Annotated in this window: 12 protein-coding genes and 1 tRNA gene; 10 read left to right on the top strand and 3 right to left on the bottom strand. The window is 52.0% G+C overall.

The window, feature by feature from the left end; translation table 11 throughout:
• The first annotated feature begins 3 nt into the window (after window positions 1–3).
• From K2G41_RS02040 to K2G41_RS01995, 10 genes are all read left to right on the top strand, one after another.
• Window positions 4–1,506 (top strand): MFS transporter, encoded by a 1,503-nt coding sequence (locus K2G41_RS02040; RefSeq protein ID WP_300113727.1) that lies wholly within the window; start codon window positions 4–6, stop codon window positions 1,504–1,506.
• Between the two features lie 1,160 nt (window positions 1,507–2,666).
• Window positions 2,667–4,091, top strand: a complete 1,425-nt coding sequence (locus K2G41_RS02035) for a hypothetical protein (protein WP_300113724.1) — start codon at window positions 2,667–2,669, stop codon at window positions 4,089–4,091.
• A gap of 336 nt (window positions 4,092–4,427) precedes the next feature.
• The gene (locus K2G41_RS02030; RefSeq protein WP_107032135.1) at window positions 4,428–4,598 is read left to right on the top strand and encodes a 4Fe-4S binding protein; all 171 of its coding nucleotides are present in this window, start codon (window positions 4,428–4,430) and stop codon (window positions 4,596–4,598) included.
• A 175-nt stretch (window positions 4,599–4,773) separates the two neighbouring features.
• Window positions 4,774–6,111, top strand: coding sequence for an NADP-specific glutamate dehydrogenase (gene gdhA / locus K2G41_RS02025; RefSeq protein WP_300113718.1), 1,338 nt, complete (start codon window positions 4,774–4,776; stop codon window positions 6,109–6,111).
• Between the two features lie 338 nt (window positions 6,112–6,449).
• Window positions 6,450–7,334, top strand: a complete 885-nt coding sequence (locus K2G41_RS02020; protein ID WP_300113716.1) for a dihydrodipicolinate synthase family protein — start codon at window positions 6,450–6,452, stop codon at window positions 7,332–7,334.
• The gene (locus K2G41_RS02015; RefSeq protein ID WP_300113713.1) at window positions 7,331–8,920 is read left to right on the top strand and encodes a sodium:solute symporter; all 1,590 of its coding nucleotides are present in this window, start codon (window positions 7,331–7,333) and stop codon (window positions 8,918–8,920) included. Before K2G41_RS02020 ends, K2G41_RS02015 begins: the two co-directional genes overlap by 4 nt.
• A 29-nt stretch (window positions 8,921–8,949) precedes the next feature.
• Window positions 8,950–10,095 carry an iron-containing alcohol dehydrogenase gene (locus tag K2G41_RS02010; protein ID WP_300113709.1) on the top strand — a complete coding sequence of 382 codons (1,146 nt, stop codon included), beginning with the start codon at window positions 8,950–8,952 and terminating at the stop codon, window positions 10,093–10,095.
• A 1-nt stretch (window position 10,096) separates the two neighbouring features.
• The gene (gene pdxA, locus K2G41_RS02005; protein WP_300113707.1) at window positions 10,097–11,134 is read left to right on the top strand and encodes a 4-hydroxythreonine-4-phosphate dehydrogenase PdxA; all 1,038 of its coding nucleotides are present in this window, start codon (window positions 10,097–10,099) and stop codon (window positions 11,132–11,134) included.
• Complete coding sequence (locus K2G41_RS02000; RefSeq protein ID WP_300113703.1) at window positions 11,134–12,198, top strand: four-carbon acid sugar kinase family protein; 1,065 nt, start codon at window positions 11,134–11,136, stop codon at window positions 12,196–12,198. The genes pdxA and K2G41_RS02000 overlap by 1 nt, the downstream gene beginning before the upstream one ends.
• A 42-nt stretch (window positions 12,199–12,240) precedes the next feature.
• On the top strand, window positions 12,241–13,017 hold the full coding sequence (locus K2G41_RS01995; RefSeq protein WP_300113700.1) for a YaaA family protein: 777 nt from the start codon (window positions 12,241–12,243) through the stop codon (window positions 13,015–13,017).
• 44 nt (window positions 13,018–13,061) lie between these two features.
• On the opposite strand, the gene K2G41_RS01990 is transcribed toward K2G41_RS01995, so the two are convergent.
• From K2G41_RS01990 to K2G41_RS01980, 3 genes are all read right to left on the bottom strand, one after another.
• Window positions 13,062–13,778 carry a TlpA disulfide reductase family protein gene (locus K2G41_RS01990; RefSeq protein WP_300113697.1) on the bottom strand — a complete coding sequence of 239 codons (717 nt, stop codon included), beginning with the start codon at window positions 13,776–13,778 and terminating at the stop codon, window positions 13,062–13,064.
• A 125-nt stretch (window positions 13,779–13,903) separates the two neighbouring features.
• A tRNA-Leu gene (locus K2G41_RS01985) sits at window positions 13,904–13,985 on the bottom strand.
• Window positions 13,986–14,153: 168 nt separating this feature from the next.
• The gene (locus K2G41_RS01980) at window positions 14,154–15,509 is read right to left on the bottom strand and encodes an MFS transporter (RefSeq protein ID WP_300113695.1); all 1,356 of its coding nucleotides are present in this window, start codon (window positions 15,507–15,509) and stop codon (window positions 14,154–14,156) included.
• Window positions 15,510–15,515 lie beyond the last annotated feature (6 nt).

The following is a 15,515-nucleotide window of genomic DNA, read 5'->3' as shown; positions in this document are numbered from 1 at the left end:
GTCATGGCAGCAGCAATCTCACCCCTCGCAGCCGCCAACAACAAGATGACCAACTTCCGTTGGACCATCTGTGCGCTGCTCTTCCTTGCCACGACCGTCAACTATATGGACCGTCAGGTGCTTTCGCTCACTTGGAAAGAGTTCATATCTCCCGAATTTCACTGGACCGATGCCAACTATGGTCTCATTACCGCCGTCTTCTCCATCGTCTATGCCGTGGCCAACCTTCTTGCCGGCCGCTTCATTGACTGGATGGGCACAAAGAAAGGCTACCTCTGGGCCATCGGTGTATGGTCGGCCGGCGCGTGTCTCCACGCTGCCTGCGGCTGGGCCACTGAAGTGACCTTGGGTCTCCACAACGCCCATGAACTTCTCGATGCCGCCGGAACAATGGCTGTGACTATCGCTACAGTGTCAGTCTATTTCTTCCTCGGCGCACGCACGATCCTCGCCCTCGGTGAGGCCGGAAACTTCCCCGCAGCCATCAAGGTGACCGCCGAATACTTCCCCAAGCGTGACCGCGCATACGCCACCTCGATCTTCAACGCAGGTTCGGCTGTCGGCGCGCTCATCGCACCCTTCACCATCGGCCCGCTCGCCAAGTTCTTCCAGAGCATCGGCTGGGGCAACGGTTGGGAAATGGCCTTCATCGTCATCGGTGCACTCGGCTTCGTCTGGATGGGCTTCTGGCTCTTCCTCTACAAGGAACCGGCAAAGAATCCCCACGTAAATGCAGCCGAGCTCGCTTACATCGAGCAGGACAATGACACCCCTGACGAGACTCCCAAGCAGAAGGCTGAGATCGAGGACAGCGAGACTGCCACCATACCCTTCTTCAAGTGTTTCAAGTATCCGCAGACTTGGGCCGTGTTTGTCGGTAAGTTCATGACCGACGGTGTGTGGTGGTTCTTCCTCTTCTGGACTCCCGCCTACATCACCGACGTGTTCAAGCTTTCGACATCGTCAGGCGAGGGTATGCTGATGATCTTCGTACTCTATCTCATCACCATGCTTTCGATCTATGGCGGTAAGCTCCCGACCATCTTCATTGACCGCGCAGCCAGCAAGGGCATCAACATCAACCCTTACGCAGCCCGTATGCGTGCAATGCTCATCTTCGCAGTGTTCCCCCTCCTCGCGCTTCTCGCGCAGCCCCTCAGCTCTGTGTCGCCTTGGCTTCCCATCATCATCATCGGTATCGCCGGTGCAGCCCACCAGTCATGGAGCGCGAACATCTACTCTGTTGTAGGTGACATGTTCCCGAAATCGACCATCGCAACCATCATCGGTATCGGCGGTATGGCCGGCGGTCTCGGATCGTTCCTCATCAACTACTTCTCCGGTATCCTCTTCGACTATTCCGCTCAGGTCAACCTCTCGTTCATGAGCTTCACAGGCAAGCCCGCAGGCTACTTCATCGTATTCTGCATCTGCGGTGTCGCCTACCTCATCGGCTGGCTGATCATGATCCTCCTCGTACCGCGCTACAAGAAGGTCATCCCCTAAGGAATATCGCCACTGCATATCAATGGTTGCCAAACGATATGACTAAAATATCACGCAACAGCCATTGAGTATCGCATCCCCAAAAACACAGGACCGCATATCCATTTATGCGGTCCTGTGTTTTTCATTATTATAAACCGCAAAACGGTGGAGATAACGGTGGCAACCTGAACCCATACCTATAAACCGCGAAGCGGTGGAGGCAACGGGGACAGTCTGAATTCACACCTATAAACCGCGAAGTGGCGGAGATAACGGTGGCAACCTGAATTCATACCTATAAACCGCGAAGCGGTGATGCAATCATAGCCCCACCACGAGGAGCCGTCGGTGAGATGTAAGCCCGCAAGGGCGCACATCCCACGGCGGCGACGAGGCGTGGGGCTATGATTGGATATTATTGTGAAAGGGCATCGAAGATGTCCGACAATGGATCAGCTCCCGTATTTCGACAATATAAAAATCATTTTGCGGAAGATTGTTAATTCTTTTGTCGGACATCTTCGATGCCCTTCGCCGACAATACCTCGCATACCCCATGCCTCCCTCGCTACGGCAGGATAAAAAATTTCCCTACGGTCAATTTTTATCCTGCTTACGCTCGGTCGTGATGGGGCTATGATTGCATCACCGCTTCGCGGTTTATTATCCCCACAACGGCAAGATCCCACCCAGCCGGGGCGACACGGAGTGATGAAACACCGCAATGCGGCAACACGGATATGAAAACCGCGAAGCGGTGATGCAATCATAGCCCCACCACGAGGAGCCGTCGGTGAGATGTAAGCCCGCAAGGGCGCACATCCCACGGCGGCGACGAGGCGTGGGGCTATATGGATATTATTGTGAAAGGGCATCGAAGATGTCCGACAATGGATCAGCTCCCGCATTTCGATAATATAATCTACCGATACGTCGAAACTTCGACAGAATAAGTCGCTTCATAAGATATTTTTGGTTAAATAGCGTTAAATCATTGCCAACTTTAATTATAAAGCGTAAATTCGCATCACGTTTGAATTAATTGACTCACCATGAAAAAATAGTTCCAACTATTTGATTTCAAAAAGCTAATAAATTTCTCAGCTCCTCGATTCAGATTATCGAAATTTACAGACAATCACTTTTTATCATTAATTTCTTACTTAAATCAATCTTCTATGAAGAAAATCTTTACCCTTTTTGCTGCTGCCGCTACAGCTATTTCTGTAAGCGCAGAAGTTAAAACTGTAGATGTTTCCATCACATGGCCGATGGCCAAGGCAGTTGAAACAACTGATCCGGACACAGGAGAACCTAAAACCTCTTACTCAAATGACCTTACCCCTGTCATCACAGCCGGTTATGCAGAGTATATGACTGTAGGTGAGCCTGTACTCGGTTCAGAAATTGCATGGGGAAATCCTCGCAATACCAACGGCATGATCGAAGCACTCGTTCAGCCCACAGAGCAGGTTAAAGCAGCAACAGAAGGCCACTCACTCTCTTTCGTCGTAACACCTAATGCAGGCTATACTTTCAAAGCTACAAAGTTAACTCTTAAAGCAAACGTGATCGGTACTGGTGGTGGCAACTATGACCTCACATACACAGTTGGCGGAAATCCCAACACTCTCGCTGAGAACTTCCACCCCAATCGTAACAATGAGGATAATGATTATTACAGCACATTAAGTTATGACCTGACAGGTGCAGCCTCAGAAAGTGCACTTGATGTCACTTTTATGATTTATAATCTTGCCAACAACAAGCAGATGGGCTTCAGCGACGTTGTTATCACAGGCGAGCTCACTGGTGATTTCCCCACAACTGAACCCACCGAACCCTCAGAGCCTTCTACTGACGCGCTCATGTCTTGGGACTTCACAAAGTGGAGCGAGGCCACCGTTGCTAACCTCAAGGCAGGTTCTAACTGGTCAGACATCGAGAAAGCTGACGATACCGAACCTACTGAAGCAACTAAAGACAACTGCTTCTGGCAGGTTTCTTACGCAGAAGGCAAGAATGCAGAAGGCTACCTCACAGCTAACGACGTAGTTATCGAAGAACTCAAGGGCCTCGTTTACACTAACGAGAAGACTAACCGCTCACTCGCAATCGCAGTCAACTATCCCGAAACAAGCCTCGGCACCTATCACGGTCCTGCATACCTCTGGCTCGGCAGCAAGGAAATCAACTACTTCGTGATCCCCGGTGTTCCCGCTGGTGCAACAATCAAAATGGGTGTTGAATCACACAAGAACACCGATGCACGTGGCGTTGAGCTCTCAGTTAACGGTGAAACCCTCAAAGCTCCCAACGGAAGCGCAGTTGAACTTCCCACAACCTACGCTGAACAGGAATGGCTCGTACCCGCAACTGCTGCTGCAACCAACGACGTGCAGATCTACAACACCAACGGTTGCCACATCTATTTCATCACTGTAACCGGTGACTCTTCAACAAGCGCAATCAGCAACGTTGCAGTTGACGAAAATGCTCCTGTTGAATACTACAACCTTCAGGGTGTACGCGTTGAGAACCCCGCAAACGGTCTCTACATCAAGCGTCAGGGCTCATCTGTAAGCAAGGTTATCATCCGCTAATCCGGACATCTGATAAAACGTCCTTAAAATCCAATCGATCGGCATCTCCATGCCGATCGATTTTTTATGGGTCAATATCCCTATCAACTATATGTATATGAGTGATTAACACGCCGTTCATCTCATTTTTCTCAAATTTTATCCACTTTTTTTGTTAAAAAGACTTCCAAATCCAAAGAAAAGCACTACATTTGCACAGAATATCGGTCAAGGAGGCCTGAGGCATCCGACACCGACACTCAGTATGGAATCAATCACACCCACTACTGACTGCCCAAAGCAGATTACATCAAATTTTTCGTATAAATTATCAACCAAAACCAAAATTAATCTATCATGGCTTACGTTATTACTGACTCTTGCGTGGCTTGCGGCACTTGCCAGCCCGTTTGTCCCGTTGACGCTATCTCTGAAGGCGACATCTACCACATCGATCCCGATACTTGCATCGAGTGCGGTTCTTGCGCAGAAGTTTGCCCCAGCGAGGCTATCATCCCCGGCGAATAATCCAACGCAGGACGTCTCAACATTAAAAAGACAAGACTTCAAAAGCTGCAACTATGTTATAAAGCATGGTTGCAGCTTTTTTTGATTTTTTTCATTCGCCCTATCAAATTTAATTATTACATTTGCAGCGTTAACCAAATCATCAATACATACCTTTTTATTAATTTCTTTTATCATGGATATTAACACCATTCTCAACAATCTGGAAGCCAAGCATCCGGGTGAAAAGGAGTATCTTCAGGCAGTCAAAGAGGTTCTCATCTGCGTTGAGGATGTCTATAACCAGCATCCTGAATTTGAAAAAGCCAAAATCATCGAGCGCATGGTCGAGCCTGACCGCATCGTCACCTTCCGCGTGACTTGGGTCGATGACAAGGGCGAAGTACAGAACAATATCGGCTACCGCGTTCAGTTCAACAACGCCATCGGCCCGTACAAAGGCGGCATCCGCTTCCACGCATCCGTCAATCTCTCGATCCTCAAATTCCTCGGCTTCGAGCAGACTTTCAAAAACGCACTCACCACACTCCCGATGGGTGGTGCAAAGGGTGGCAGTGACTTCTCACCCCGTGGCAAGAGCGAGGCTGAAATCATGCGCTTCTGTCAGGCATTCATCCTCTGTCTCTGGAAGAACCTCGGTCCTGACCGCGACGTTCCCGCAGGTGACATAGGCGTAGGTGGCCGTGAAGTCGGTTACATGTACGGCATGTACAAGAAGCTCGTCAACGAATGCACCGGCACTTTCACCGGCAAGGGTCTTGACTTCGGCGGTTCGCTCATCCGTCCTGAAGCCACAGGTTTCGGCGCGCTCTACTTCGTTCAGAGCATGCTCGCCGAGAAGAACGACAACATCAAGGGCAAGACTATCGCCGTGTCAGGTTTCGGTAACGTGGCTTGGGGTGCTACACTCAAGGCTACCGAGCTCGGCGCAAAGGTTGTGACCATCTCCGGTCCTGACGGTTACATCTACGATCCCGACGGCATCTCCGGTGACAAGATCGACTATATGCTCTATCTCCGCGCAACCGGTGAGGACATCGTCGCTCCCTACGCTGAAAAGTATCCCAACTCTACCTTCTTCCCCGGCCGCAAACCTTGGGAGCAGAAGGTGGATATCGCCCTCCCCTGCGCTACTCAGAACGAAATCGACGGCGACGATGCCAAGAAACTCGTTGAAAACGGCGTAGAACTCGTGGCTGAAGTATCCAACATGGGCTGCACACCCGAAGCCATCGACACCTTCCTCGCATCAAAGACCACATACGCTCCCGGCAAGGCTGTGAACGCAGGCGGCGTGGCTACTTCAGGTCTCGAAATGAGCCAGAATGCCGAACACCTCCAGTGGAGTGCGGAAGAGGTTGACCGTCGTCTCCACGAGATCATGAAGAATATCCACACCCAGTGTGTGAAGCACGGCACAGAGCCCGACGGCTACATCAACTACATGAAGGGTGCGAATATCGCCGGATTCATGAAGGTGGCAAACGCCATGATCGGCCAAGGTATCATCTGATAGTCCGACAACTCCGATCCATATCACGGATCAGACAATAGGAAATAAAATGTGGGCTGCATCACGACAGACAATTGTCGATGCAGCCCTCTATTTTTTTATTATATGCTCACTTTAATCATATCAAGTACGAGTTCTTTCCTAACTATAGTCAAAGCATAATGCTACAATAAGTCCTCCCTAAGCAATTTTTTTCATCCAAATCGGTCTCGGCTCGATTATTTTTGCTAACTTTGCCTGAAACATCGTGTTTTACCTTAGATCCACAGTCTTCAAGACTCACTAAATCTAAAAAAACCTATCAATATCAAAAACCTGAATCTAAAAAACAATAAGTAATGAGTAATTGCAAGTATCGTGGCGTAGTGGTGCCTATGGTCACCCCCGTAACCGAGAACCAGCAGCTTGACGTAGCCGCAGTGGAAAGAATCATCGAGTTTTTTGCTGTCAACGGTGTCGCTCCTCTCCTGATGGGCACTACCGGCGAGGGCAACAGTGTCTCTGCCACTGATGGACTCCTCTTGGTCGAAACTGCCGTTAAAGCTGCCAAAGGCCGTATCTTAATCTACGCCGGACTCACCGGTAACTGTTTCTCCGAGCAGCTCCGTCAGGCCGAAGCCTACACGAAGGCAGGAGCGGACGTGATCGTGGCAACCCTTCCGTCATACTACGCCCTCACCGAGGAGCAGATGTATGGCTACTACAAGAACCTTGCCGACAGCATCACCGGTCCTCTCATGCTCTACAATATCCTCGCTACAACCCACATGACAATCCCCGTGGATGTGGTGAAACGCCTCGCCGAACACCCCAATATCGTTGGTCTTAAAGACTCCGAGCGCGATCTCGAACGCATGCAGCAGTGCATCGCCTTCTCGAAGGAGCGCGACGATTTCGCATACTTCTGCGGATGGGCGGCACAGTCGGCCTACTCGCTCTCGCTCGGTGGCGACGGCATCGTCCCCAGCACCGGCAACTACGTTCCCGAAATGTTCGCCAATCTCTATGACGCGGCCGTCAAGGGTGACATGGCTCTTGCCAACAGCCTTCAGGACGAGACCAACGAGATCGCTAAGATCTATCAGGCCGGACGCACACTGGGCCAGTCACTGACCGCGCTCAAAGTGATGATGCAGGCCAAGGGTCTCTGCGAACCTTGGATGCTCATGCCCCTGACCAGACTTTCAGAAAAAGAGGAACAGGAAATCAGAGCAAAGGTATGAACGACATTCACTGGATCGACTACCTGATAGTCTTCGCCTCCGTTGCAGCCGCAATCGGAGTCGGCATTTATTTCGCCCACCGACAGAAGGACACGAGTACCTATTTCGCCGCCGGTGGAAAGATCCCCGCGTGGGCGGTCGGCATGTCAATCTTCGCCACCCTCATTTCAAGCGTCACCTTCCTCGCCTATCCCGGAGCGGCCTACGCCGACAACTGGATTCTGCTCGTGCAGGGACTGATGGTGCCGCTTGTACTCCTCGCCCTCATCGGTGTGATAGTCCCGCTGTTCAGACGAGTGGTCAAACTATCGACCTACGAATACTTTGAACGGCGTTTCGGACTGTTCGCACGAATGTACAGCTCATTCGCTTTCACTCTCGGTCATTTCTCCAAGGCCGGAACGGTGTTCTTCCTCGTATCGATGGCCCTATCGACATTCCTTGACATGAACATCTACGCTATCGTCATCGTGCTCGGTATCACCATCATCTTCCTCACACTCCTCGGCGGCATGGAAGCCATCGTCTGGATGGATGTGGCTCAAGGCGGACTCCTTATCGGCGGTGGCCTCATCTGCGTCGTTCTCCTGCTCTTCCTCCCCGAAGGAGGTCCGTCGGAAGTGCTCCGCATAGCAAGTGAGAACAATAAGATCGACGTCGGGCCATACGACTGGGATCTCGCCCAGCTGACCTTCCTCGTGATGGTGCTCAACGGTGTGTTCTACGCGCTTCAGAAATACGGTACCGACCAGACCATCGTGCAGCGTTACCTCACGGCAAAAAATGACTCGGACGCTAAAAAAGCAGCCTATATCGGCGTGCTCATGAGTGTGCCCATCTGGGCGATGTTCATGTTCATCGGCACATGTCTTTTCGCTTACTATCATTCGGAGGCCGCTCCCGGCCTGCCTGACGGCATAAAGGCTGACGAAGTGTTCCCCTACTTCATCAGCAATGAGCTGCCCGTGGGCATCCGCGGTCTCATCATCGCAGCTCTTGCAGCAGCAGCCATATCGAGCCTCGACACCGACCTCAACTGCCTCTCGGCAATCGCCGTGCAGGATTACTACGTGCGCTTCAAGAAGAACGCCACCGACAAGCAGCAGCTCCGTTTCGGACGCATCATGGTGGTCTGCTCAGGCATCGGAGCGGTCGGAGTCGCCATCCTCTACATCTCTTGGGGCGGTGAGGGTGTGCTCGGCGCACTGTTCTCGCTCTACGCCATCTTCTCCGCAGGCATAGTCGGTATCTTCCTGCTCGGTCTGCTCAGCCGCCGAGCCAACGCCAAGGGACTTTACGTGGGCATTGCCGCAGCAGTCCTCTTCACGGCATACGCAGTCCTCACATCGACCAAGGTCGATATCCACGGCACAGGTGTCAAAGAAACCCTCCTCGATCTCGGAGAATGGAACTTTTCACACCATAAGTACATGCTCGGCGTGTATAGCCACATCATCGTGCTCGTGGTCGGCTATGCCGCAAGCTACCTCTTCGCCGCTCCCCTCGCCGCCAAAGAACTCACCATCCACGGCTATCTTGAGGAGAAGAAGAAAGCTGCACAGCAGCTCGATGTCGAACCAGTATAATCATCAATCTTGCAGAATATTCCAAGCCAATGAAACCTATAACCCTATTGCAGCCGCAGAAAATCGTATTCGGTTCAGGCTGTATCAATACATTTGTTGAAGATTATCTCAAACTCGGCCACAAACGCCTTTTCGTGCTCACCGCACCCCCGATCGTGCCCCTCATCGAGCCGGCTCTGAACGAACTGAAGGAGAAGGGTGTGAGCATCGAAGTGTTTCAGAATATCGTCGCTGAGCCGACACTCAACGACTTCGAGGCAATCCTGAAAACAGCTCGTGAATTCGGAGCTGACAGCGTAGCCGGTATCGGAGGTGGCTCGGTGCTCGACGTGGCCAAACTCGTCGCCGCCTTTATCGAAAGCGACCAGAAGGCAGAGGACTGCTTCGGCACGGGATTCATCAAGAAGAAAGGCGTATGGCTGGCCTGTCTGCCCACCACTGCCGGAACAGGCAGTGAGGTGTCGCCCAACGCTATCCTGCTCGACGAGCGCGACAAGCTCAAGAAAGGTATCGTCAGCCCCTATCTCTTGGCCGACGCAGCCTACGTTGATCCCAAGCTCACCATGACAGTTCCCGCCAAGGTGACAGCCGATACCGGCATGGACGCCCTCACACACTGCATCGAGGCTTACACCAACAAGTTCGCCCATCCCGCAGCTGACATCTATGCCCTTCAGGGAATCCGCCTCATCGCCGCCAATCTGCTCCGCGCAGTCAAGGATGGCAACGATGTGGAGGCCCGCGAGGCTCTTGCCCTCGGATCGCTCTACGGCGGTCTGGTACTCGGCCCGGTCAACACGGCAGCCGTCCACGCCCTCAGCTATCCCCTCGGCGGAGAGTTCCATATCCCCCACGGACTTTCCAACGCCATCCTTCTCCCCTCGGTTATGAAGTTCAACCGTCCCGCCAATCTCAAGCGTTATGCCGAAGTGGCTATCGCCTGCGGTGCTCCCCAAGGCAAGGATGACGACGAGACCGCGCAGAACGGTGTCGATTTCATCTGCGAGCTTTCCAAGGCCGTCGGTATCCCTCAGAAACTCACCGAGCTCAACATCCCGCAGGAAGCCGTCGATCGCATGGCCAAAGCAGCTATGGAAGTGCAGCGTCTCCTCAAGAATAATCCGCGTGAAGTAACCGAACAGGATGCCAAGGACATCTATAATTCACTCTATTGATATGAAACCTATTTTAGCGATCACAATGGGTGATCCCGCCGGTATCGGTCCTGAAATCGTGGTCCGCGCCCTCAGCCATGAATCCACTTACGAACAGTGCCGTCCCATCGTGATGGGTGATGCGGCCGTGATCCGTGAGGCTGTGCGCCTGCTCGGCCTCGACCTCAAGGTCAACGCCGTGGATAAGGTCAGCGACGCGAAATTTGAATTCGGGACAATCGATGTGTATGATCTCCACTGCGTCGATATGGACACCTTCCGTTTCGGAGAGGTGCAGCCCCAGTGTGGAAACGCCGCTTTCGTCAGCATCAAGAAGGCGATCGAACTCGCCATGGCCAATGAAGTTGACGCAACTGTTACCGCACCGCTCAACAAAGAAGCCCTTAACCTCGCCGGACATCATTTCGACGGCCATACGGAACTTTACGCTACCTTCACAAACACAAAGAAATATGCCATGATGCTGGCTGACGAGAACATACGCGTCATCCACGTCTCGACCCACGTCCCCCTGCGCAAGGCATGTGACCTCGTGAAGAAACAGCGCGTCATCGAAGTGACCGAACTCATCGCGGATGCCTGCCGCCAGTTCGGAATCGAGAATCCCCGCATAGGCATAGCCGGGCTCAACCCCCACAGCAGCGAAAACGGTATGTTTGGCGACGAGGAAGCTCTCGAAATCATCCCTGCGATCGAGGAACTGAAAGCCCGCGGCTTCAATGTCGATGGTCCCGTTCCCCCGGACTCGATCTTCGCCAAGGCCAAGTCAGGCAAGTATGACGGCTGTGTGGCCATGTATCATGACCAAGGCCACATCCCCTTGAAAGTCTGTGCTTTCAACTGGGACAAGGAGACCGGCAAGATGCAGAGTGCAAAGGGTGTCAACATCACTCTCGGACTCCCCATTATCCGCGTGAGTGTGGATCACGGCACGGCCTTTGACGTAGCCGGTAAGGGAATTGCCAGTGAAGACGCCATGATGCTCAGCATCGACTATGCCACACGCATGGCTAAATACCGTTTAGGCGTAAAGGACTGATGATAGCAGTTATCGCCGACGACATCACAGGAGCAGCCGAGATGGCGGGTATAGCCCACCGTCTCGGCCTTCGTGTGAAATTGACCACCGAACCTGTGAGCGCACCGGACTGCGATGTGCTCGTGATAGCCACGGATACGCGCTCGATGAGCCGTGAAGAGGCCGTCAGCGAGTCACGCCGCGTAGCGACAGCACTACGCGGGATCACCGGTGTGACACATCTGTTTAAAAAGACCGATTCAGCCCTGCGCGGCCACGTGGCCGACGAGCTTGAGGCCCTTCTCGAATGCAGCGGGTACAAAGACGCGCTTTATATCCCCGCCAACCCATCAAAGGGTCGCATAATCAGGGACGGAATATATTACATCGCTGAAACTCCCCTACACGAGACCGATTTCTCGTTTGATCCTGAGTTCCCCGCCTTTTCATCATCATTGTCCGAACGTTTCCCCGGAGCTGAAGCCAGAGGAATCCGTATGGCCGATGCGACGAGTGAGGCAGACATCGACGAAGCCGTTGCGACGGCATCCGGAACAACACTACTTGCGGGAGCTGCCGACCTCTTCACTACATTCCTGAAACGCCATGCATCGACAGAGGAGCGACAGGCCGGAAAAGTAAGCCTCGACCCTGCCTCGACCATCATCGTCTGCGGAAGCACCCAAAGCAAGCCCATAGACTGCGGAATCGATACCGCCTACATGCCGACAGAAGTCTATGACGGGGCTTCGGCCTCAGAATGGACAGCAGAACTTGCCGAAGCATATCGCAAAAACAGCTCAATCATCATAGCCATCCGTGACCGCCATCGGACCGGAAAGGAAATAGCCGTCTATCTGCGCGAGACCATGGCCGGGATCATTGAAGCTCTTGTAAACATACGTCAGCCGCACGAACTGGTGATCGAAGGTGGTGCTACAGCCTTTGCAATCCTCCGACGGCTTGGGTGCGACTCATTCACGATCACTCAGGAGATAGCTCCGGGAGTTATACGCATGAGAAGTGCCGGCGGCATGTACGTGACCATGAAACCGGGCAGTTATCCGTGGGGAGGGCTGTTCTGACCACAGGAACATATATTACGTTTATTTTATATCTCTGCAAAAATGCTTCTACTCATAGCTGAATCGAAGACAATGGCAGGCTGTACCGCTAATGTAGGCCGGGAAGAATATGCCGCACACACTCCAATGTTTGAAGAGGAAGCCTACGGCATAATGCAATCGCTGCGCGATGCGTCGGTCGATTCGCTTGCAGCGGATGTGAAAATCAGTCCGCAGATGGCGCGGAAGCTGCTGCAGATGATCTATGAGTTTCCCAATAAAATCACAGGCGGAAGGGCAATTGAAAGTTTCACGGGAGTGGTTTTCAAGGCTTTCGACTATCCAAGCTTGCCGTCGGACGCAAAGTTACGTGCAGACGAAAGAATAAGACTCATATCCTCGCTCTACGGATGGTTGCGCCCCGACGATTTCATTAAGGCTTACCGCTTCGACTTCACCACTCCGCTCGCACCCGAAGGCAAGAGCTTTGCCGCATATTGGCGCGGAATGGTGACGGAAGCCATAGTCCATTATCTTAACGAGATGGGCGAGAAAAATATACTCAATCTTCTTCCGGGTGATGCAGCGCGGTGTATCGACTGGAAAACTGTCAGCAGTCATGCGCGGGTGTGGAAAGCCGACTTCCGCGAGATGCTTCCCGGCGGAAAAACCCGTACCCCGAATGCCGGACGGCTCAAGACACTGCGCGGTCAGCTGCTACGCCAGATCGTGACGGAAAATATAACTGATCCTGAAGGACTGCTCGGCCTATGTTCGGAAAGCTATGCAGGAACGGACGCTCCCGAAGCCGACGGATCAATAGTGTTTCATACCGTCTGATGAATAAATAGTCACAAGGCCTTCTCCGATGGTTAATATTCGTTTCACCTCACTGACATAATTGCCCTTTTAAGGCACTCGCGCTTCTCAATGGAAGTTCCCGGCACTACAGCTACAACATGACCTGTCTTATCGACCACAACATTAAAGGGATACCCCGTATCTCCTAAAAAATCACAGAACTGCCGGTCGTTGACAAGAGGAATCCAGTTGAAAATACCTTTGTCAAGTACCTGACGGGCCACTTCCGGACTCTCGTAAGTCGAAGAAAAGAACATCACGTCAGGCATCTCGTCCTTCCACTCCGAAAGTTCGGGCATTTCAGCCCTACACGGCCCACACCCCGTAAACCACAAGTTGAGCACCATTACTTTGCCCTCAACATCGGCGTTGGTCCATACATGGCCGTCAACGTCAGTAGCTGAAAATTTCGGGAACCTATCACCCACTCTTATCTGCGGACCCGGAGTCGAAGGAATACGCCGGTTCTTATTTCTTTCTATTTGATCTTTATAGCGGCGCAGAAGTTCGTGCCCCTCCTCCACCTCATCAACGGGGATTGCCGTGGTCATCATTTCTTCTGTCAGTGTAATTCCCGGATCGTATGTACAGAAAGCCGCCACATCATTAACAGTAGCGACGGAGAAAAACATACGGTCATCCGAACCGCTGGATTTGAGTCCGGAAGGTGATTTCTCAAAAAACACACCGTTGATAATCCTGACTCTACCTATTGCAGGTAGAGGAGATAATGAATACATCCCGATAAGTACACAAAATGAAATGAGGAGTCGGCGCATGGTTTGATCAAGGTTAGATGAATACTGTTTTTTATAAAAAACGGCTGACATTCATGAAGATGTCAGCCGAAAAATAAGCAATGAGGTGCGCATGAAGGGACTCGAACCCCCACGTCCTGAGACATTAGATCCTAAGTCTAACGCGGCTACCAATTACGCCACATGCGCGGGTTTATGAAAACAATGATCGTTTCTGTCTGCAAAGTTATGACTTTTCACCCAACTTTCCAAATAAATTTGAAAAGGCAGAAATAAAAAACAAATAACAGGATGCATCGGTATTAACTTCAATCCCGATGCATCCCGTCATTTGATTAATTTGGGGCATTGAATGGCCTACATACCCGGATCGCCGGGAGCCTCCGCACGCAGATTGGCGAGAGCCTCACTGTCCTTGACATGACAACCGCTGATGCCGTAATAGAGCATGAACAGTTCACACAGGAGTGCTATCGACCATGTCCACTGCCAGTTGCCCAGACTGTCGGCAAGCACAGCTTGCAGGAGCGGGAAGACAGCACCGCCAAACACTCCCATCATAAATATTCCCGATGCCTTTGAGGTATATTTCGACAATCCCGCCACAGCAAGAGTGAAGATGCAACCCCACATCACCGAGTGGAGTAGTCCGACAGAGACCAGAATCCAGAGATTGTCAAGCACCATAGCCAGAATCACCAGTACTGATGCCAACGAGGTCACGGATATGAGCAAGCGGCGGGGAGGTATTTTCGGAAAAAATGAAAATACCAGTCGTCCCACCATCATGCCTCCCCAGTAGAGCGTAGCCAGCAAGGCAGGTATTCCAAGATTCAAGCCCGCAAGCTCTATATTCTCAAGTCCGAAAAACGATAGCCTGTGACCCGATTCGATCATCTGCATGGCATGAAGATTGACATTGACACCAATTGACACTTCAGTGCCAACATAGAAGAAGATAGCTACTACGCCAAGTGCGAGATGCCTGAAACTCCACACGCTTCGCGGAAGTTTCTCTCCTGCGTCGCTACGAGTGCCCTTGATATCGGGAAGATAGAGACGCGAAGTCACACCTGTCACGAGCAACATTACGGCCGCAATAACAAGGAACGGTATCAGAAGCTGACCCGGCATCACCGCCTCCATCGCTACTCCGGCGAAGATGACGCCTGTCACGAAGAACGGCGCGATGGTAGTGCCTATGGAATTGATGGCGCAAACGATATTCATTCGCTGCACGGGCTTTGTTCCGGGAAGATTATATGCCGCTATGTAGGGATTGATCACTACCTGCAGTATAGCCGCCGACGTTCCCATGAAGAATGATCCGAGAAGGAAAACGAAGTAGCCCCAAGGGACGAGATCCTCTCCGAGTGTCACTCCGGTCATTCCCCACTGCATTGCTATAAACGATGAAAGCGAATAGAGCACAAGACCTCCGATCATGATCATAAGAGCACGCAGGAGAGTGGTCTTGTAGCCCTTGGTGTCGATCCATCGGCCTCCCAGCGAACTGTTCACGAGATATCCGAGGAAAAAGAAGAAGGATATCATCGTGGTCAGTGTGTTGCGGATGGCATCGGCATGCGACAGAAACGCCACCTGCAGCGGTCCCTGAAACTGCCCGTTGACAGTTGTCAGGAAACCCACCACGAAGTAGATGAAGGTCAGAACCACGAACGGTCCAAGCTTATTTGCTTTGCTATCAGTCATCGCATC

Origin of the sequence: Duncaniella sp. (assembly GCF_029056165.1) — a bacterium.
Classification (GTDB): Bacteria; Bacteroidota; Bacteroidia; order Bacteroidales; family Muribaculaceae; genus Duncaniella.
Note: the sequence above shows the minus strand (reverse complement) of the source record. Positions and strands in the feature narration are given on the sequence as shown.